This window comes from Acidobacteriota bacterium (assembly GCA_016713675.1).
Classification (GTDB): domain Bacteria; phylum Acidobacteriota; class Blastocatellia; order Pyrinomonadales; family Pyrinomonadaceae; genus OLB17.
In genome coordinates this window covers 2,303,642-2,324,862 of the sequence record JADJOS010000001.1, presented here as the reverse complement: position 1 = coordinate 2,324,862, position 21,221 = coordinate 2,303,642, and the positions used below count along the sequence as shown (strand labels likewise).

Sequence of the window (21,221 nt, the reverse complement as noted above, 5' to 3'; positions counted from 1 at the left end):
CCTCGAAAAATTAATTACTACTACTTACGTCGGTTACCCGATTTTGGATTCACGCCGTTTGCGGACGGCTGGCTAGCGAGAAAATATGACAGACTCTCAAGCGATGTCGTTAGATCGATCGACTTGATCTTGACATCCGAATCGGTCTTAAGCGGCACAGGAGCAAAATTCAAAACCGCTTTGATGCCCGCCTTTGCTACCATTTCGAGAGCCGCTTGAGCGGTCTCGGCAGGCACAGCAATGACGGCTACATCTATCTTATAACTTCGTGCAGCGGCAGCAAAGTTTTTTATGTCAAGAATCGCCACATCCCCAACTTTTTTTCCGATCTTTTTCGGATCAGCGTCAAAAAGTGCCGCGACTGTGAAATTCGCTTTTCGAAACCCGTAATAATCGGTCAGCGCAGTGCCCAGTCTGCCGGCACCAATAATTCCAACCTGATGCTCACGGTCGAGGCCAAGGATCTTGGTCAAATGATCTCGAAGCGTCTCAACATGATAACCAACACCGCGTGTCCCAAATTCGCCAAAATTGGCTAGATCTTTGCGGATCTGGGCCGAATTGAGATGAAACTTCTTCGCCAACTTCTCAGACGAGACCGACGCTTCGCCAGCCGCCGCGAGATCATTCAGACATCGCAAATATACGCTTAAACGCGTCGTTGTGAGCTCAGAGATCTTTTCGGCCTTAATCATGTGATAACTATCACAACAAATTGTGAAATCAAGCGCAAGCGTAGCGATAGTAATGATGACGGAAATGCTCCGATGCGTTGCCCAATTCGCGATTTTCCTTTACAATTCTCGTTTCAAGCGTGAAACAATGATCGCATATCTTTCCGGTAAACTATTAGAGAAGCAAGCAAATACGCTGATCGTCGATGTCGGCGGCGTCGGTTACGAAGTGTCGATACCGCTGTCAACATTTTACGAGATCGGCGACATCGGCAGCGACGTGCAGTTGAGGATCTACACGCATGTTCGCGAAGATGCGATCCAGCTATTCGGTTTCAAAACGAACCGCGAACGCGAGCTTTACCTTCGCCTGATCTCGGTCCAGGGCATCGGTGCAAAATCAGGCATCGCGATGTTGTCAGGCATGAGTGCGGACGAATTGATCCTCGCTCTCCGTACCGAAGACCTCGCAAAACTATCAACGATCCCCGGCGTGGGACGCAAAACGGCCGAGCGAATGGTGATCGAGCTTCGCGACAAGGTTGGCCAGACAAGCGTCGAGGGCACCTCGGCACTAGATGCAGCGACGACCGGTGCGACTCCGATGGACGATGTTTTCGAGGACGCACTGTCTGCTCTCGTTAATCTTGGCTATCAACGAAATGCTGCCGAAAAAGCACTACAGGTCGCCGCCAAGGAAGTGACCGATGCAACCGTGCAAAAACTGCTAAGGCGAAGTCTGCAAGTTTTAGCAAAGTAATGCAAAAGCCCGCACGTTAGTAAGGGCGATTCACTCAAGCTGAATGTTACGCCCTTACTAACGGGCGCGCCTTACGCAACAGATCATGCTCGAAATTGCCCGACAACTCCGCGACGACATCGCTCCTCTGGACCGGCGCGCGATCTTTGCACTTGTTTATGCGGCGGTCGGATTGACGTGCATCACGTACCTCAAAGACCCGAAATATCTGGCTGCGATCTTGTCGGGCACAAGATTCGATAGCGTCGGCGTCGAGGCAGTTTACCCGACGGCCAGCAATATCTACAGCCTGGTCTGGTGGGTCTTTATCTCGGTGGCCTTCTATTTCATCATTCCGGCCTTATTTGTCCGGTACGTACAGAAGCGAAAGCTCAGTGAGATCGGCCTGGCGTTATCGATCGAGAACGGCTTTTTCAAACTGCTCGTCGTATGCATCGCTATAATGCTGCCGCTCGTCTATTTGATGTCGCTGACCGGCAGCTTTTCGTCGAAGTATCCCTTTTTGCAGGTTTACAATGGCGATCCTTATCTGAGTTCGACGCTGCTGATCTGGGAAATGGTCTATTTCCTGCAGTTTTTCGGGCTCGAATTTTTCTTTCGCGGTTTTTTGGTTCACAGTCTCAAACCGTCGCTCGGTATCTATTCGATCTTCGCAATGATGGTGCCGTATTGCATGATCCATTTCCAAAAGCCGATGCCCGAGACGTTCGCGGCGATCTTCGCCGGCATCTTTCTCGGATGGCTCAGTTATAAGAACGGCAACATTTGGCTCGGGCTGGTGCTGCATTGCGCCGTCGCATTCACGATGGATATTTTGGCTTTGTACGCGAAGGGGCTATTATTCTAGGCAGTATTTAATATGCAGAGCAGTGAAGCAATCGATATTCGCTCGGGCGGCACGGATGAGGAAACTCAGTTCGATGCCAGTTTGCGCCCGGCGCAGCTCAGCGAATATATCGGCCAGCAGAAGGTGAAAGAGAACCTTCGTGTCTTTATGAAGGCAGCCCTCAAACGCCGCGAGGCTCTCGATCACATCTTGCTCACGGGCCCGCCGGGCGTTGGGAAAACGACGCTTTCAAATATTGTTGCCAACGAAATGGGTGCGTCGTTAAAAACAACGGCGGGACCGATCATCGAAAAGGCTGGCGACCTTGCTGCGATATTGACCAATCTCGAGGAAGGCGACGTGCTCTTCATCGACGAGATCCATCGCCTAAATCCGGCGATCGAAGAGATCCTCTATCCGGCGATGGAAGACTACAGCCTCGACATAATGATCGGTCAGGGCACTGCCGCTCGTTCGATCAAGCTCGAACTGCCCAAATTTACGCTCGTTGGAGCGACTACGCGGCCCGGAATGATCACGGCTCCATTAAGAGGCCGGTTCGGGATAATATTTCATCTGGATTTTTACAACGTCGACGATCTGCAAACGATCTGCGAACGTTCTGCCGGCATCCTCGACGTCGGTGTCGATGAACGCGGTTCGCACGAGATCGCCCGGCGAGGACGCGGAACGCCGCGTATCGTAAACCGTTTGCTACGCCGAGTGCGTGACTTTGCTGAGGTCGACCACGACGGGCATATTACCGAGATCGTCGCCGCCGACGCACTCAACCGGATGGAAGTAGACAGCTTCGGTCTCGACGAACGCGACGCCAAACTACTCAGAACCATCATCGAAAAATTCGACGGCGGCCCCGTCGGCCTCGGCACCCTCTCCGCCGCGATCAACGAAGAGCGCGATTCGATCGAGGAGATCATCGAGCCGTATCTCCTGCAGATCGGCTTTATCAACCGCACGCCCCGCGGCCGAATGGCGACCCGCCTCGCGTATGAGCATTTCGGTTTTGAACTCCCGCACCGCCGCGAAGAGCCAACGCTCTTTTCGTGATCATTCGCTTACCTTATCCAATTCGACGCCTTCTCGAACAACGGCGTTGACGTCGGCTCGCTTCCCGGAATTTCGGACAGTTTTGCCCTCATCAACGCTATGCGTGATAATGGAGGCATTATGTTAAATAGAATTGCCGCGATCGCGTTCGTTTTTTGTGTTTTTTCGATCAGTTCTGCCGCTCAAAATAAGTTTGAAGGTCATCGAGTGATCGTTGATGTTCCGACCAATCAAACGGCTACGGCGTGTGCGGTGCGATATGTGCCGCCTTCAACGACGATCACTGTTACCGACCTAAACTCGGCCACTCCGCTCAAGATAAACGCCTGCGGTGGTTCCGGCACGTCGCTGGTACAATCGAGCAGCGGAAGTGCGACATTTCGCTCCAATTCCGCTGACCAAAAATGGTGCTTCGAGGGTGAGGACAAGCGTTATCGGATATCTTTTGCGGGCGATAAGTTCTCCGGTCCGATCACCTACAATTGGATCGCCCACAATGACGAACGCACTCGCGGCTTTTACAATTTGCGGGACTTTGGGGCAGTCGGCGACGGGGTAACGGACGATACGATCGCTCTGAAGAGTGCGGTGGCATTCATCGCGTCACGCAACGGCGGCGTTCTTACAGTTCCCGAAGGCGACTATATCGTTTCCTCTCCCGTAGCCCTGCCTTCGGGATTGACGATCCAAGGGTCGAACGGTTTAGGCTCGAGGGCTCCGACAAGCGACCTGGCACGAAATAATCCTACGCGAATCACGCTCAAAGGTACCGGAGTTTCGCTTTTTCGAATCGGTGAATGCACCGAGAAGATCACCATCACCGATATTGAGCTCTATGCTCAAAACAATAACGGCACGACCGGCATAGAGGGCGTCGGAGCTTACAATTCGTCGCAGGATTTCAACGTCATCCGCGTGGCATTCAACAATTTTAATCGCGGGATAGACGTTCACGGCCTGCCTCAAACAAATCTTAATTGGCAGTTTGATTACGTGAACATCGAATCGTGCCGGTTTATCTACAACCGGGACGCAGGCATCTATACAAATCTGCGTAACACTGACTGGCGCATCAACGGCACGGTATTCATCAACCCTAAGAAGCAGCCCGGCCAGGATGCCGACTCGATGCATTTTGAACGTATGGGGGCGGTCGTCCTGACGGGAACATTTGGCGGCGGATTTCCGAATGCTCCGGGCGGCACCTTTCTCAACATACTCGACAGCGGCCAGACGACGATAATCGGCTCAGGTACGGAAGAGATGACCGCGTCGATCGTTTACAACGGCGTCGAAAATCCCAATGCCGGAGACTATTCGCATGCGATAAACATCGTCAATTCGGCGTTCGGCGACCCGATCATCTTCAAGGCCCGCCGGACCTTGGTATCGAGCGGCAGCAGCTATGGGCCGCGTACCTTTCAGATGGACGAACGTGTGCGTGTTTATTCGACAGGCGACCGGTTTTGTTACGACGGCAACATCCTGGGATGCCGCGGAGCCGTCAAGAACAATTTTGACCGAGCCACTGTCGTGTTTATGACCGGCCAGCCTTCGGAGGGATCGGTCACCGGACATCCGACGTTCTTCGGAACCGACGTCAAATTCGGAGCCGGAGTGCAGCTTCCGACCTTTCCGATCAGTGCCTTGCCCGTCGGCAGCCCGAACGGCAGCATGATCTACTGTACCGATTGCCGCCGTTCGACAACCCCATGCCAGGCCGGCGGAAACGGTGCCCCCGTAATGCGTGTCGCCGGGCAATGGAGTTGTTTGTAGCCTCCGCATCTTCCAGAACTGTAACTCGTCACGGACGGCGGAGAAACGCAATAATGCAGGAACGGCCCAGATTGCCGCCCATTTTCCAGAATCTTGTCAGGGTGATCCCATGAAACCGGTTTAAGGACAAATTCAAAAATGTGTTTTGACGGTTTCTTGGAAACCAGGAAATGATCTTTAAGGGTCGTAAATCCGATCTTATTAAGCTCTATTTCACATTTTCCATCAGGCAATTTCACCTCAACAACACCAAACTCGTCAGTCAGTAGCTTTTTTTGGATTTGCCGCACGCGACCCGAATTTGTACAGTCGAAAGCCGTGCACCCAATGGATCGGTGACTATTATCTTTATTCGAACTGTCGAATAACCCGAAAACTCAGTACTCGGATTTGGCATCGCCACTGTGAAACCCAGGAGAAAAATAATTAAGGTAATGGGGTAATTCATTAAAACTCCAGCACTTCCCAAAATAATCGGGTTGGCCTAAGTAGAACTCAGAATATCTGCCCTTCAAATCGCCGGCCCTGCCCTTTAAGAAAGAGGCATAACCAAGTCCGCCTGCTGTAGTTGAATCGAGCGTGTTCTTCACAACTATTCCGCTCGGATACTGCTGCTCGATCATCGCATCGCCGAGGTTGTAGGTGTATGTGATCGCACTATCCGTCGAGCGGAAAGAATCGCGGTGTCTGACCCCGTTCATTGCCTTTAACACACGCCCCACTCCGTCAAAGATCGTCCCGGTCGCAACTTCGTCCTCAGCCAGATCACCATCGCCGTCAGCATTTATTATCGGGCTGTAACTCGTCACGGACCGCTGAGAAACGCAATAAAGCAGGAACGACCCCTATCATCAAATTTAACTTTGTATTCGCTACGCTTGAACTGAGGTAAAGCTCGACGGCTCTTGAACTGAACCAATTAGCTGCCCGCTGGAACTGAATAGCGGCCGTTAAGTCTATCCGTGCAGGCACCAGACGAAAAGACCACTTCGATGATAACGGCATCCTGCCGAAATCTTGTATTCCCAAGATTATCGTGCTCACCTTTACCGAATAGAGCTTCCACATCCTTCTCGTCACTTTTCAATGGCGTCAACCCCTTCCACCCGTCGTCATCAAGATTTTGACACTGCACGTGTAGTACAGATACTAAAAGAACTAAAAATACGATCCTCATACCTATATGCTCCTATCCTAATGCTCCTTGAAAGCTATGTCAGGCCAGCGTTTTTGCGATCCTCATATTACACTTGACCATCGCCTGTTGCAAAAGAGCCTTTTTTCGACATTTCGAACGTGTTTTGTCCGGGCATTTTGTTCTTGACGGCCTATCACTGTCGTCCGTGTCGTCAAAGCGGTCGGATCCACCGGTCTCATCGGTGGCCGGCGGGCGGGGTTAGATGTTTGGGCTGTTCTTATGCGGCCGAGGCGATGTTTGGGCTTCGAATTTGATCGAATTCATCGGCTTGGTCAATTTCTTCGTTATCACCGTTTTTGTCGGAAAGCACAGAAAGGCCTTTTCGCTCGAACTCGGGCTCCGACAAGGCCAGCGACAGCTTTGATTCGTCCAAAAACGGATTGTCGCTGAGCCCTTTTTTATTGTCGCTGACCCCGTTTTTTACTGTCGCTAGCCCCCTAAAACACTGTCGCTAACCCCCCTTAAAAACTGTGGCAGAACGCGTTTTTTCGACATTTTCATCAATTTTGTTGATCAAATTGTGGTACGTACCACAATTCGAACACGGAGGTGAAAAATACACGATTGGTCTTCCCAAAAAACACTCCTCAACGCGGATCGACCGGCCCGTTCTGCCCGGGCAGATATACGAATACAAGTTCCGAGCCGTCGCCGCCACTAACACCTCGCACTTCTCAGACCGAGCCGTTATCTACGGTGCTCCTTAGATGGGTAGGCAAAAGAAATCCCGGCTTTGGTGATGATTCGCCAAAGCCGGGATCCTGTTTGAATGTTTCAACGCTTTGAAAAACGTTGCAATTGATACGGAGGTTATTCCTCGCCCTCGTCGTTATCAGCCGCCAATAGCGAGACGCTGGTGACGAGGTCGTCGTCGCCGGTTTTTATCAGCGTGACGCCCTGTGCCGAGCGGCCGGTCTCGCGGATCTTGTCAACGCCCAGGCGAATTAGTTTGGCCTGCTGCGTGATGATCATGATCTCGCTGTCGGGCTGGATCGGGAAGGCGGCGACGACCTTGCCGGTCTTGGCGGTGGTCTTCATATTGATAACGCCCTTTCCGCCGCGGCGCGTCAGGCGATAGCTGTCGACCGTCGTCTGCTTGCCGAAACCTTTCTCCGAAACGCTGAGCATCATCTCGGTTCCCGCCTGCGAGACCGCGCAAACGCTGACCACAAAATCGCCCGGGCGAAGGTTAACGCCGCGAACGCCGCGTGCGACACGCCCCATCGGACGCACGTCGCTCTCATTAAATCTCACCGCCATGCCGTCATGCGTCGCGATAAATATCTGACACTTGCCGTCCGTGCGAATAATGTCGAGCAGCTCGTCGCCTTCGTCGATGTTGATCGCATTGATGCCGCTCGCGCGGATGTTTTGATAGTCGGCGAGCGAAGATTTTTTGATAACGCCTTGTTTCGTGACCATCGTCAGATAAATTTCCTCGCTAAAATCTCGTACGGGCATGACCGCCACGAGTTTGCGCTCCTGCGAAAGCTGAACGAGATTCACCACTGCCTTTCCGCGAGCCGAAGTATCGCCTTCCGGGATCTCGTGCACCTTTATCTTTGAACACCTGCCCGTCGTCGGTAAAGATCATCAGGAAGTTGTGCGTCGAGGCGAGGAACAGATGCTCCACAAAATCCTCGTTCTTGGCCTTGGCCCCGAGTCGCCCTTTGCCGCCACGTCCTTGCTTGGTGTAAGCCGCGACCGGCGTGCGTTTGATATAGCCCGCGTTGGTCACAGTGATAGCGACCTCTTCGTCAGGAATGAGGTCCTCGATGCTAAGTTCGACGCCGGCGTCCACGATAACCGTCCGACGCGCGTCGCCGAATCGTTCGCGGATCTCTTCGAGCTCTTCGGTGATGACCTGACGCAGGACGCTCTCGTTCTGCAGAATGTTCTCGAGCTCTGCTATTAAACGGATGATCGACTCATACTCATCAAGGATCTTCTGCCGCTCAAGCGCCGACAGTCTCCGAAGTTGCAGATCTAAGATCGCCTGTGCCTGAATGTCCGAAAAGTCGAGCTGATTTACAACCTTCTCAAGTTCCTTGAGGAACGTCGCTTTCGGCTTGTCGCCCGTCACACCACGCCATGTGGCGATCTCTCCGGTCGTTGCGAGATTCGCCGTTAGCCAGGTCTTCGCTTCGTCAACGCTGCGGGAATTGCGGATCAACGGGATGATATAGTCGAGCGCGTCGATGGCCTTGTTCAAGCCCTCTAAGATATGCGCCCTGGCCTGAGCCTTGCGCAGTTCAAATTCCGTACGGCGGCGAACGACCTCGCGGCGAAACTCAACGAACGCCTCGATCATGTCCTTGAGCGTCAGCAATTTCGGCTGGCCATTGACGATGGCGATCGAAATGATACCGAACGACGACTGCATCGGCGTTAGTTTGTACAATTTGTTAAGAACGACCTGCGGCACGGCGTCGCGTTTAAGTTCGACAACTACGCGAATACCCTCGCGGTTCGATTCGTCACGGATCTCAGAGATGCCGTCGAGTTTCTTCTCATGGACAAGCTCTGCCATCTTTTCGATCAGCTTTGCTTTATTTACCTGATACGGCAGTTCCGTGATGACAACTGCATTCTTCGTCCGCTCGCCGCGTCCGATCTCGTCAACGACGGCCCGAGCACGCATTTGAATGATCCCTCGGCCGGTCTCATATGCCCGGTGGATCTCTTCGCGCCCATAGATAAAACCCGCCGTCGGAAAATCAGGCCCCGGAATGTGCTGAATGAGTTCGCTCAGCGTGATCTCAGGGTTCTTGATCAACGCGATCGTGGCGTTCAGGACCTCAGTCAGGTTGTGCGGCGGGATCTTGGTAGCCATGCCGACCGCAATTCCCTCGCTGCCGTTTACCAGCAGCAACGGTATCTTTGTAGGAAGCACTTTTGGCTCAGATAACGACTCGTCGTAGTTCGGTTGGAAATCAACCGTCTCTTTCTCGATATCGCCGAGAATGTCGCCGGTGATCCGAGCCATGCGGACCTCGGTATATCGCATCGCAGCGGCATTATCGCCGTCGATCGAACCGAAGTTCCCCTGACCGTCGACCAGCATATATCGCATCGAGAATTCCTGAGCCAAACGCACGACCGTGTCATATACGGCCGTATCGCCGTGCGGGTGATATTTACCTATGGTATCGCCAACAACACGTGCCGATTTTTTGTACGGCTTGTTGTACGTATTGCCAAGCTCGCTCATCGCCCACAATACGCGGCGGTGAACCGGCTTGAGACCGTCGCGAACGTCCGGCAGGGCACGGCCGATTATGACCGACATGGCGTAATCGAGATACGATCGGCGCATCTCGTCTTCGATATTTATCTGTGTGCGATCTAAGAGTGAATCCATTGTGATTATTTAACTTTAAGGAAACGAGCGAGCCCCAAATAAAGGCGTGCTTACTAAAAAACTGGAACAATGCCCGTCTTAACAATTTCTTAATTATACAGGCGTAGAGCCTGATTCGCAACCAAGGCGAAGTTCCCAAAGCGGCCCGTTTCTATGGCCGTCAGTCAAATAAAATGCATACTCCAGGCTCAGAACAGATGCGCGTCGCAGATCGCACAAATGCCGTTCCGGTTGTTGAAAAAGAGAACCGCCGAATACAGCGCATCTCGCTGCCGTTGCCTGTACGTATCGAGGTCAAGATCGACGCTAAGGTAAGTTGGAACGAGATCACCCGTTTGAGCGACATCTCGGCATTTGGTGCTGGGTTTACATTGAAACGGCCCGTCAAACGAGGACGCCTCGTGCTGCTGACTATTCCGATGCCCCGGCAGTTAAGGTGTTTTGACTATAGCGAACCGCAGTATAAGATCTGGGCATTGGTACGACGATGCATCGAGACGGGGCAGGTCCGTGCCGAGCCTTCGTATGCGATCGGCGTTGCTTTTACCGGCCAAAGACCGCCGGTTGACTATAGCGAACACCCTTCGCGGCTCTATGACATCAGCCATCGCGAACAGGAAGGCGAAGGATTTTGGCACTTGACTCCCGCTGACCTGATGGCGGATGACAGCGATCTGCCGAAGGATCTCCGCAAACAGACGCGTTTCTTTATCCCCGAATCGCTCAAACTTGAGATACTGGACGACGCCGGCAATGTAACCGCTTCGGAAACGACCGTGACCGAAAACCTGAGCCTCGGCGGAGCGGCCGTTTTCACACAATTTGAGTTGGATCCCGGGTCATTTTTACGTGTCACAAGCGAACGATTTGATGTTACAATAATATCGGTCGTCCGTGGCAAGCGTGTCGGCCCCGATGGTATCACCCGACTCCATCTGGAATTCATTGACCGTCACTTCCCGCTGCAGGGCATCGACTGATGCAAATGCGACACCACCCTCCTCAAATAAAACCCACAATTTATGAGCAGTTCAAATACGATCACATCTGAAAACAGACGCGTCCCTCGTGTCTCAACCGAATTAAAGACAATCGTTCAAGTAAAAGAAAGCCTTGAAGTAAGCTGGAAAGAAGTAACTGCGGTCACCACAGTTTCGCGAAACGGTGCCGGTTTTTCTCTTTCACGTAAATGCGAAGTGGGGCGGCTTGTTTCGCTCGTGCTTCCGATGCCAGATGAACTTCGAGCCTACAACAAGTACGACGAACTCTATCCTGTTCTCGGTCTCGTTCAGCATTGCAACCCGGTGACGGTCGATGGTGCGACCGTTTATCACGTCGGCGTAGGATTCATCGGCAAAGAGATACCCGAGAGCTTCAAAGAAAACCCAAAGCAGAACTATCGATTTTGCGGAATGAACGAGGATGGCCTTTGGGTCATCACCGAGGTGCAGACCGCATTTAAGGCGAGAAAGAACGCCCGCTTTTGGAAGTCGATCGAAGTCACGATCTCCCAAATGAAAAAGGGCAAAGGCGAATCCTCGAAAGAGACTGCAAAAACAAAGGACATCAGTGCCAAGGGGCTCTCCGTGCCCTGCTCGCTCGATATCGAGGTTGGTGACAAGGTCAAGGTCGCCAGCAAGGAATTTGATTTTTACGCGATCGCAGAAGTCCGAAACCGCAAGAAGAATAAGGACGAGAACCAGCCGCCCATGCTTCATCTGGAGTTTGTCGAGGAAGCATTCCCGATGCACAAAGTGTTATTCGAAAACGCGGCCTCGCCCGGGCTGAACTAGCTCTCTTGAGTTTCCGCCTCATTAATCTTATCCTGACAGACCGGAGCTTTGGCTCCGGTTTGTATTTGTGAAAGACGCGTTCAAATATCCATCGCCGGTCGTAATTTGGGTGCTGCTCAAGATCGCATACGTGATCAGCAAGAGTTGCTGGTTCATTCGATTTACAGGAAAGGATAACATTCCGCCCGCTGCTGACGGTGCTGTTCTTATCGCCTCTAATCATCAGACATATATCGATCCTGTGTGGATCTGTATACCGATGCAGCGGCGGTTTAGGTTCATGGCCTACGATAGGGCGTTCGAATGGAAATTCCTCGGTCCGCTCATCAAATATCTCGGCTCCTTTCCAGTAAAGCACCCGATCGACACCAGCAAACGGTTATTTAAAGAGTCAATTCGTTCTCTGAACGACGGATCGACACTTGTCATTTTTCCTGAGGGTGCGAGGGAGTTTGAGAGCGGTGAGTTCTTTGAATTCAAAAGCGGAGCTATGCACATCGCCTTGCGTGCAGGCGTGCCCGTGCTTCCGGTAACGATCCGCGGCGGCAATCATATCTGGCCTCAGGGACGTAAATATCCGCGGCTATTCAGGCGTGTCGAGATAATTTACCATCCGCTCTTGTTGGTTGATGAGACGCAGGATGCCGAGTATTGGACAGATCGATTGCGCGAGATCATTGAGGCTTCTTATCGGGCGGAATAGGCATCATTTCGGGCCGCTTTTGCTGGTTTCTTAAGATGGTCCGCAGCTTTCGCATCTGCTCAGGCGTCATGTTATTTGGATCAAATCCCGGCGGCAATTTCCTCATTCCCGGCTGCGGAGGATCCGGGCGTGAGACAAGAGTCCCGTCTTTAGTGATGATCGTGGTCGTGCCGTCGGCCGACTTCCTCATAGTGACGGGGCCTTGGCCGTCAGCATCAGGTGACGTGAAAACAAATTCATCCCCGCCAGCAGGCGTTTTTGGCGTGGCCTTGCCGGCCTTTGACGGATCTGCCGGTTTTTCGGCCGGATCGATTGCCTTTGGTTTTTCAGCTACGGCCGGGGCCTCGGTGATGGGTTCAGCTGCCGCGGCTGAATTTGAAGCACCGGTATTTGAGTTAACAAAAACCGATGCTGAGTTTGCGTTCGTCAGGTCGCCGGATGAGGTGTCAGAGGCCGGCGATGCGAATTGAGCCGTATTTGCCGCAGGAGCTGTGCCGAATATCTCGGGCTTCGTTACATACAATCCGGCTGCTGCCAAACCGCCGACGAGCAGCAGTCCGATGGCACTTGCGGCCGCCGCCCGGCTTTTTGGTCTTGGCGGCAGAGCAGCGGCTAGCGAACGTGCCTGCTCGGGTTCGGTCGTTACATTTCGAACCGACGTTACTTCCGACATAAAACCAGGCAAAACTTCGGTCTTCATGTCTGTTTGACGGATCGGCTCTGCCTGAGTACCCTCGGGCATGATCTTGGTCTGCTGAGCGAAAACGCGCGGATCGAGCGGCGGATTTATAACCGTTACGGGATCGGCGAGATAAGCATAATTCTCGCTCTCACGCAGCATCTGCCGCATTTCGGCTGCCGAAGCCGGACGTTCGCTGGCGTTGAGGTCCATCGCCTTGATCAACACGCCGGCGACGCCGCGAGGAACCTCGGGCCGCAGCGAGTTTGCAGGCACGAGCGGGTCGCTCTTTTGACTCAGAACAGCCATTGCCCGCGTCAGAGCGTCCTCGGGAGCAACGCCCGTCAACAAGTGATAAAGCGTTGCGGCGAGCGAATAGAGGTCGCTCCGCGGGTCTGTGCCTGTTCCCTGTATTTGCTCGAGAGATGCGTAATTTCGGGAATATCCAAAGATACTCTTGGCCGCCGTCTTATGGCTGGCATCGGTCGGGTTGCCTTTGGCGAGGCCGAAATCAAGCAGGATGATCTGGCCGCGTGATGTTAGTTTCAGGTTCTGCGGTTTGATGTCGCGGTGGACGACCGGCATTTCCTGCGTGTGCAGAAAATCAAGAGCATCGAGCAATTGGTCGGCCCAAGTGAGAACTTGTTCGACCTCGAACGGTGCCGCCTTTTCGTCAAGCACGTGCCCAAAATCCTCACCCGGAATATACTCCATTACGAGAAACAGGCCGTTGTCCTCTTCGAAATGATCGGTGACACGCGGCAGTGCTACGTGCTTTAGGCTATTGAGCAGTCGGGCTTCGCGTTCGATGGCTTTGCGGTAATGGTCGTCGTTGCAGAGTGTTTCTTTAATCGCGACCGTACTGCCAAAACGCTCGTCGGTCGCCACGTAGACCGCACCCATGCCGCCCTGGCCGATCTGCTTATCGATCCGGTACCGCTGCTGTAAAAATGTACCCGCTCCGATCATAAATCCCGGTCCTCAACCCCAATTTCGCCTATAATACTACAAAACCGCCAAGGCTAAACAAAAATACGGCAGGCATCTCGGCGAAGTTTCGTGAACACGAAAATTTGCACTTTGAACGCGTTTTTGGGGGTGAACCAAACGTGTATTTTTCGCCTCGGGTTTGAAATGTGGTACGTACCACAATTTTATCAACAAAATTGATGAAAATGTCGAAAAACGCGTTCTGCCACAGTTTTTAAGGGGGTTAGCGACAGTGTTTTAGGGGGCTAGCGACAGTAAAAACGGGGTCAGCGACAATAAACAAGACCCCTAGCGACAATCGTAAAACGGGTGTACAAAACTGTCGCCGGCCGCTGCTGCGGTCCAATTAAACCAAAGTCCCATCGCAGCCCAACATACCCATTCAAAAGTGCGATCTCCAACATCCCATCGGCCCCCACTACCCATCAGCTATGCATTTTCTTCTCGGGTTCAGAGTCGCTCCCGGTTCAGTTGACTCAATCAATGCTCAGTCTTGATCAAATAAAGAAAAGCGGACGATGGCGTCCGCGTTATGTCGATTTGATCGAACGTTTTTAGTTGTAGACCGACGATCCGACCTTGGCGAGGTTGTAGACGTCGGCGAGTGAGTTAAGTTCGTAGGTGACGCGGGACCAGTTCTTTTCGGTCGCAGTGCCGTAGCGGTAGTTCTTCATGTTGCGGTCGATGTCGCTGGCGATGTTGAGGCAGCGGCGGACCTCTTCTTTGTTTTCGATCCACGCGTCGCGGCGGTCGAATTCGCGTGAAAGTTCGTCGGTAGCGGATTCGAGATCGCGGGCACGCTTCATGAGCCAGTCTTCGCGGCTTGAGCCGTCGAGTTTGCTTCGGTCGAGCGACTTGTCAAAGTTTTTGGTGAAATTATCGACGCGATCCTCGACGCGGTTGATGATCGCCTTGACCTGAGCCTTGGACATTGCTCGGCCGCGTGATTCGCGGCGGTTACGCTGTGCACTACCGGTGTCGGCGAGGCCCAAAACCAACAGAATAGCTCCAAGACCGATGAATGCTCTCAATAAATTTGTTTTCATTGCTGTTTCTCCTTTTTTTGCCAAAAAATATAATTCCGTTCCGAAAATAAATCAAGCGAAACCATATCGCTTGTGTCATAAGACGAAGCCGAACGGCATTTGGCCGATAAAAAGGTGAGATTTCTCAGGAGAAAAATAATCTGTAAGTTATTACGCAAAAACGAGTTATGGGATACGTCAAGTAGGGTTTTGGCCTGGTGTTAAATCACGACGAATGGGTTATTTTATTTGAATTGTCCTTCATCGAGCCCTTACTAACGTGCGGGCTACCGACACTAACGGGTTTCGGTGAACCAATCTTCCGTCATGTCGCACCAGATGGCGAGGCCTTGCCAGGGGCCGAATTTGCGGTAGTGGCGGACGATCTTTTTGTCGTCGCACTTTTTGCCTTTGTTGTGCTTTTTGTAAAAACCGGCACGCAGCCAGCTGTCGAGGGCGAGGCCGTCATAGCGTCCGACGAGTTTGAGGAGGTTTTCGGCGGCGTAATCGCCGACGCCCTTGACCTTTTTCATCTCTTTTTTGAGATCGGCGGTTGGCAGTTCGGAGGTGAGCCAGCTTTCGGGATCGATGCGGCCCTCGGCTACCGAGACGGCGAGTTCGGCAAAATATTCGGAGCGGTAACCGGCACGGATGGTGTCCCGATAGAAAGTGCTATCGCGGCCAGCCATTGCATCCGCGGTCGGGAACGCTTTGCGGCCGCAGTTCGTCCGTTCCCCAAGTTCTTCGACGAGTTTGGTCGTCATATTTCGCGTGACGGCCCAGGTGCAATTGGTCGTGCAGATCGATTTGACGAGGTCTTCCCAGACAGTCGGCGAACGCAGCAAGCGGCCCGCATTTGCCTCGGCTGCCCAGACGACGTGCCCGGCCTTTTCGGCCGCGGCATAGAACGCGTCCATTTCGTCGTCGAGCCTGAGTATGTGCCGGACATCGCGAACGATCGCGTCGCGGTCAAACTTATCGGCATTTACATCGACCGAGAGGCCGCCGCTATTATCGCTGACGGTGACAAATACCGGTTCGCCTCCCGCCGAAACGAAGCTCAGCGTGCCTTTCTCTTCGTCGATAACGAACGGCAAAAGGTCGTACCAGCCGTGGCTGCGGATCGTATGTTTGAACGAAAAGCGGTTCGGGGTTACTATCTCTACTATTGGCATCACACAATTAATTTTGGTTTGCGACTGAAAGGATACAACAGTTCGCAACCGAGACCGTAAACGGAACACCTGTTTTGGAGGTAAAAAACGAAGATGCTCTCGATTCGCCCACACAGTTTCACGCTATCTCTCTTGTTCGGTCTGATAGCCCTCACGTTGTACGCATCACCCGCATATTGTAGGGATCTCAGCGTCCTGTTCGATTTTGACGGCGACGGAAAGACGGACATTTCGGTCTATCGGATGGGCGAATGGACGCCGACCAACCGCGGAACATCCTATTTCTATTATCTCAGCAGCCTCACCGGCGATATCGTCGCCCGTCCGTTCGGTGCCGGCGGCGACCGGCCGGCTGTTGCCGATTATGACATCGACGGAATGGCGGACCTTGCGGTCTTTCGTTCGTGGGACGACGCCCTCGAAAACCCGTGGGAAGCCAGTGACTATTGGATCAATCACAGCAGCACCGGCCACACTCAAGTAATTTATCATCTCGGCCACGGCACGATCGTGAACCGGAATTTTGTCGATACGCCTGCGCTCGAGCTCGGCGTTTACAATTACCGCGTCGAGGGCGACCCGCAGGACGGCTGTTACATACAGGGCTTTTTGCTGGCGGCGGGCGAGAATATCTATCAAAAGGACATTTCGGAAGATTGTTTCGATCCGGCTGTTTCGCGGGTGCCAGCTCTCGGCGATTACAATAACGACGGTTATTCGGACGCTGCCGTATTTGTCCGGAATCTTGCTGAGCGGCGACGTTCGCATTTTGAAATATGGCCGTCGCCGATGATCGCCGGCTATACGGAGCCGCCGATCGTCACGCCGTTCGATGCGGACTTTCCGACGCCGGGCGATTTCGATTGCGACGGAAAGACCGATCTCGCCGGCGGACGATTTGAGAACGGGCGTTTGATCTGGCGTATGAAATTCAGCTCGAACGGCACTTTGTGGACCGTTCCCTTCGGCATCGACGGCGATAAACCGGTCCCGGGCGACTATGACGGCGACTGCAAGTCCGACCCGGCCGTCTTCAGGCCAAGCACGGGTGTATGGTACATTTTCCGCAGTTCGGACTGGAACTGGGACGCCTATCAGTTCGGCATCGGAACGGACATCCCGATACCGCAGCCGAATGTGTTTTAATTCAAACTTTTTTCGGCCAAATCGCATCTTGCCGCGTCTTAGTTCGTAACGGAAACACCGCCATAATTGGAACAAATAATTTTGTTGAGATTTTTGGCGATCTGGTGTACGATATTCGTGTAAAACAACATTAAACGACGGCGCGTTCTATCTGTCCGTCTTGACGTTTTAAGCACATCACAATAGGAAGTCAGTTAGGAGGGATAGGTATGGTTAGCAGGACGTCTCGCTTCGTGCGGATAATTACTGCGGCTTTTGTCATAGCGATGGCTTCGGCCGTTTCGTTCGCACAGGACGATCCGGATCCGAATTCACCGCCGCCGATCTTGCTGAGCGAGAGCGGTTCGACGCGCGCTTTGGCGGTCGAGGACAACGGTTCAGGCAGTTATCGGGTTACAAAGATCAGATCCAGGGCTTTTGAGCCGAACGCTCGAATTGTGCTCTATCTGGCAAATCTAAGCCTTATGAAGGGCGAAGGAGCCGGAGCATTTCGCGTTTACGCGATCGATAAACGCGGACACCAATACCGCTTTCCGACCTTGAACCTTCAGCCTGTTACCGACGCCCGAAATGTCTGGGCATTGACCACCGTTTTGACCGATGAGATCGGCTATTGGCCGGCACCTGATGCTGACGGCGACATTGCAGTCTTCGTCACTTGGCGTGGGCTTGCGTCGAATACGGTCAAACTCGGCCTTGGCGAAATGGGCGGCGGCATTGGCGAGATCCCCAATGGGGTTCCCACGCCGGTCGGCACAAAGATCGCTAAAAACAGAACCTCCTCTGAAAATTTTGTCGGATACCGCTGGAGCAGCGACCGGATGAGGTTTCTCCAACAGGCGACATTCGGCCCGACCCAGACCCTAGACCAACGGCTTCGCCGTATCGGCTTGAGAACGTGGCTCGCCGAGCAGTTCGAGCTTGGCAACACTCCGATGCCGAAGGACGGTCTGCAGCCGGCAAACATCGGCACGAATCCGACTTGCGACGGCGGTGCGGACGATGTGCCGGCTCAGTGCGGCAGAGACGCGTATTCGATGTATAAACCGCAGACGTGGTTTATGAAAGAAGCGTATTACGGGCAGGCTCAGCTTCGTCTTCGTGTTTCGTGGGCTCTCGCCCAGATCTGGGTCACATCCGGCGTGGACGTGCAACAGGGTCGGCACATGGTCGAGTTCTTTGACATCCTGAACAAAAATGCCTTTGGTAATTATAAAGACATCATGACGCAGGTCACAAAGAACCCTGCGATGGGCACATACCTCGACATGGCCATCAGCACGCGAACCAATCCGAATGAGAATTATCCGCGTGAGATATTACAGCTATTTTCGACAGGCCTGTTCGTCCTCAAACCCGACGGCACGCTGCAGCTCGATGCTCAGAACAATCCGATCCCGACATACGATCAAAACGGCGTAAACAACCTGACAAAGATCATGACCGGCTGGTCGCTTTGTTCGGTTCCGGCAACTTGCCCAAATATCGTCGCCGGTACCCAGAATTACATCGACCCGATGATCCTCAATCCGGGACAGACCAACATCAACAACAACCGCCATGATCTGACGGCTAAGACCTTTACGCTGAACAGCTGGCCGACGACAAATTCATTGGTCATACCGGCTTGTACGAATTGTACGACCTTCCCAAATATCCTGAACTACGCCGAAGGTTCGCTGAGCCAAACGATCGACTATGTCTATCAACATCAGAATGTCGGCCCCTTCGTCAGCAAGATCCTCATACAGCATCTTGTAACGAGCGATCCGACGCCTGAATACGTCGGGCGTGTCGCAGCCGTCTTCAACTCGAATAAATCAAATCCTTCGCAGATGAAAGAGGTCATCAAGGCCATCCTGCTCGATCCCGAAGCACGCGGTGACGTCAAGACCGACCCGATGTTCGGCAAGCTCCGTGAGCCTGTCCAGTTTGCGACCAATGTTCTGAGAACACTCAACGTACGTGGTGCCGTGGTCGGAACTCAGAGCGACGGCTCATTCGGCGTGGTTGGATTTGGGCGGACGAACGGCCAGATCGGTGAATTCTACGGCATGGCACAAGCACCGTTCCTGCCGCCGACGGTTTTCAATTTTTATCCGCCTGATTATGTTGTGCCCGGAACCGCATTTCTCGGGCCTGAGTTTGCACTGTTGACGACGGGAACGTCGATCACCAGAACGAACTTCGTCAACCGAATCGTGATGAACGCGACACCGATCGCCGTTGCCGTACCTGACTTCCCTACCGGAACGGGCATCGACATCACGGATCTGATCCCTTTATCGACCGCCGACGCGACGGGCAATCTGCTGCTCGACGAACTAAATCGTCGAATGATGCATGGACAAATGTCCGCGGCGATGAAGAGCACGATACTCACGGCCGTCACGGCAGTTTCGGCTGCCGATCCGACGCTGCGAACACGGACGGCAATTTATTTGATCGCGACGTCGTCGCAATATCAGGTACAGAGGTGATAAATATGACAGAATCAAGACGCGATTTTTTGAAGAAATCCGGCGGCTGTGCCCTCGGAATGGTGTCGCTCGCGACGCAGATGCATCACCTCGGAACAATGAGTGCCATCGCTCAACGCTCGCTCGAGGTCAACGATGCCGCGACCAATTACAAAGCTCTGGTGCTTCTGTATTGGTCGGGCGGCAACGACGGCAACAACCTTATCGTACCTATGCATAACGATGCATCGGTCAGCAATTATGCGGCATATGCCGCTGCCCGCAGTGCTCAGGGATTAGCGTTGCCGACGACCGGCACCGGTGCCCTTTTGCCTATCACCGTCCCGCGTATGGGCGGCCTGGAATACGGACTGCATCCTTCGCTCGGGCCGGTTGCCGGCGGCATCAATAACGGTATCCACGACCTGTGGGGCCTAGGCAAACTCGCTGCGGTCGTCAACGTCGGCAACCTTGCCCGGCCGATGACAAAGGCACAGTATCAAAGCAATTCGGTGCTCAAGCCGTATCAGCTATTTTCTCACTCTGATCAGGTAAATCAGTCGCAGACGAGCATTTCCGGAACGCAGGCGTTCACCGGCTGGGGCGGACGAATCTCCGACCAGATGACCGGCGTTGGGCCGCTTATTCCGATGATCACTTCGATCGCGGGTGCCCAGTTATTTACCGCCGGCCAAACGACACTGCCTCTGGCGATCGCTGATTCGAACACGACGCTCGCGAACGTCTTGCATCCAGTCGGTTTCGGGACCAATCCGCCGACGGGCACGAATCTGGCTCGCTTTAACGCGTTCAATCAGCTTCGGCAGCACGATCTGCTTACTTCAAATCATCTCAAAGCCGCAAGTCATGTCACCGATCAGGCGATCGCGGCGGACAACGCTTTTCAGACGTCGCAGGAAACGGTCGTTCCGTTCCCGAATACGAGCATCGGGCGCCAGCTTCGTCAGGTGGCACGCCTGATCCGCAAACGTACTGACCTGTCGGTCACGCGGCAGATCTTTTATGTCCAGGTCGGCGGCTTTGACACGCATACCAATCAGTTGGCAGGACAGACGAATCTGTTCACGCAGGTAAGCCAGGCACTGCGCTCATTCTGGGATGAACTCGCCGCTATGACGGTCGTAGGCGGCGACAATATGCAGGAAGCCACCACCGTCTTTACGTTGTCCGATTTTAACCGGACGTTCAATCCGGCCGGAAGCGGCGGAACCGTCGGTTCGGATCACGCCTGGGGCAATCACATGCTCGTCATGGGCGGGGCGGTCAATGGCGGTAATTTCTACGGAAGCAAACGCCCCGACGGAACAGGTGATTATTTCCCGACAATGACCTTTGCCGGGCCTGATGACGTTGACTCCGGAGCAAATGCCCGCGGCCGCTGGCTGCCGACAACATCGGTCGATCAGTATGCGGCAAAACTTGCTCAATGGTTTGGACTTCCGCAGGATGCCGCGACGTTGAATGCTGTATTCCCGAATCTGCAGTATTTTTCAGGCGCAAATTCGGCTCTCGACTTTATGCAGCTGCCATAAAGAGATCTCGCCCAGTGGACTTTCCGGCGAGCCGA

The 21,221-nt window shown here is 53.4% G+C and carries 16 protein-coding genes and 1 pseudogene; 11 read left to right on the top strand and 6 right to left on the bottom strand.

The features are described 5' to 3' along the window. Window positions 1–20: 20 nt before the first annotated feature. Window positions 21–695, bottom strand: a complete 675-nt coding sequence (locus tag IPK01_10575; GenBank protein MBK7933927.1) for a redox-sensing transcriptional repressor Rex — start codon at window positions 693–695, stop codon at window positions 21–23. Window positions 696–822: 127 nt separating this feature from the next. Between IPK01_10575 and ruvA the strand changes: the two genes are divergently transcribed. From ruvA to IPK01_10555, 4 genes are all read left to right on the top strand, one after another. Continuing rightward, complete coding sequence (gene ruvA, locus IPK01_10570; protein MBK7933926.1) at window positions 823–1,434, top strand: Holliday junction branch migration protein RuvA; 612 nt, start codon at window positions 823–825, stop codon at window positions 1,432–1,434. An 85-nt stretch (window positions 1,435–1,519) separates the two neighbouring features. Then, window positions 1,520–2,281 carry a CPBP family intramembrane metalloprotease gene (locus IPK01_10565; protein MBK7933925.1) on the top strand — a complete coding sequence of 254 codons (762 nt, stop codon included), beginning with the start codon at window positions 1,520–1,522 and terminating at the stop codon, window positions 2,279–2,281. Window positions 2,282–2,293: 12 nt separating this feature from the next. Beyond that, window positions 2,294–3,328, top strand: coding sequence for a Holliday junction branch migration DNA helicase RuvB (gene ruvB, locus IPK01_10560; GenBank protein MBK7933924.1), 1,035 nt, complete (start codon window positions 2,294–2,296; stop codon window positions 3,326–3,328). A 120-nt stretch (window positions 3,329–3,448) separates the two neighbouring features. After that, window positions 3,449–5,104, top strand: coding sequence for a hypothetical protein (locus tag IPK01_10555; protein ID MBK7933923.1), 1,656 nt, complete (start codon window positions 3,449–3,451; stop codon window positions 5,102–5,104). Between the two features lie 377 nt (window positions 5,105–5,481). On the opposite strand, the gene IPK01_10550 is transcribed toward IPK01_10555, so the two are convergent. Then, window positions 5,482–5,913, bottom strand: a complete 432-nt coding sequence (locus IPK01_10550; GenBank protein MBK7933922.1) for a hypothetical protein — start codon at window positions 5,911–5,913, stop codon at window positions 5,482–5,484. Window positions 5,914–6,504: 591 nt separating this feature from the next. Here IPK01_10550 and IPK01_10545 point away from each other — a divergent pair. Then, entirely contained in the window at window positions 6,505–6,666 is a 162-nt protein-coding gene (locus IPK01_10545) for a hypothetical protein (GenBank protein ID MBK7933921.1), read from the top strand. A gap of 446 nt (window positions 6,667–7,112) precedes the next feature. On the opposite strand, the pseudogene gyrA reads toward IPK01_10545, so the two are convergent. Further along, window positions 7,113–9,663, bottom strand: a pseudogene (gene gyrA / locus IPK01_10540) (DNA gyrase subunit A). A 173-nt stretch (window positions 9,664–9,836) separates the two neighbouring features. Here gyrA and IPK01_10535 point away from each other — a divergent pair. From IPK01_10535 to IPK01_10525, 3 genes are all read left to right on the top strand, one after another. Beyond that, a complete protein-coding gene (locus IPK01_10535; protein MBK7933920.1) occupies window positions 9,837–10,643 on the top strand; it encodes a PilZ domain-containing protein in 807 nt (268 codons plus the stop codon). A gap of 42 nt (window positions 10,644–10,685) precedes the next feature. Further along, window positions 10,686–11,456, top strand: a complete 771-nt coding sequence (locus IPK01_10530) for a PilZ domain-containing protein (protein ID MBK7933919.1) — start codon at window positions 10,686–10,688, stop codon at window positions 11,454–11,456. A 67-nt stretch (window positions 11,457–11,523) separates the two neighbouring features. Then, the gene (locus tag IPK01_10525; GenBank protein ID MBK7933918.1) at window positions 11,524–12,159 is read left to right on the top strand and encodes a 1-acyl-sn-glycerol-3-phosphate acyltransferase; all 636 of its coding nucleotides are present in this window, start codon (window positions 11,524–11,526) and stop codon (window positions 12,157–12,159) included. Here the strand turns inward: IPK01_10525 and IPK01_10520 are convergent. The 3 genes from IPK01_10520 to IPK01_10510 form a co-directional block, all read right to left on the bottom strand. Beyond that, window positions 12,131–13,807 (bottom strand): protein kinase, encoded by a 1,677-nt coding sequence (locus IPK01_10520; protein MBK7933917.1) that lies wholly within the window; start codon window positions 13,805–13,807, stop codon window positions 12,131–12,133. The two genes, IPK01_10525 and IPK01_10520, sit on opposite strands and share 29 nt — an antisense overlap. A gap of 575 nt (window positions 13,808–14,382) precedes the next feature. Next, window positions 14,383–14,874 (bottom strand): hypothetical protein, encoded by a 492-nt coding sequence (locus IPK01_10515; GenBank protein ID MBK7933916.1) that lies wholly within the window; start codon window positions 14,872–14,874, stop codon window positions 14,383–14,385. 275 nt (window positions 14,875–15,149) lie between these two features. Then, a complete protein-coding gene (locus IPK01_10510) occupies window positions 15,150–16,028 on the bottom strand; it encodes a Fe-S cluster assembly protein HesB (GenBank protein MBK7933915.1) in 879 nt (292 codons plus the stop codon). Between the two features lie 93 nt (window positions 16,029–16,121). On the opposite strand from IPK01_10510, the gene IPK01_10505 reads away from it, so the two are divergent. From IPK01_10505 to IPK01_10495, 3 genes are all read left to right on the top strand, one after another. Further along, complete coding sequence (locus IPK01_10505; protein MBK7933914.1) at window positions 16,122–17,174, top strand: hypothetical protein; 1,053 nt, start codon at window positions 16,122–16,124, stop codon at window positions 17,172–17,174. Window positions 17,175–17,383: 209 nt separating this feature from the next. Beyond that, entirely contained in the window at window positions 17,384–19,654 is a 2,271-nt protein-coding gene (locus IPK01_10500) for a DUF1800 family protein (GenBank protein MBK7933913.1), read from the top strand. 5 nt (window positions 19,655–19,659) lie between these two features. Further along, window positions 19,660–21,186: a DUF1501 domain-containing protein gene (locus tag IPK01_10495; GenBank protein ID MBK7933912.1), complete on the top strand. Its 1,527-nt coding sequence runs from the start codon at window positions 19,660–19,662 to the stop codon at window positions 21,184–21,186. Window positions 21,187–21,221 lie beyond the last annotated feature (35 nt).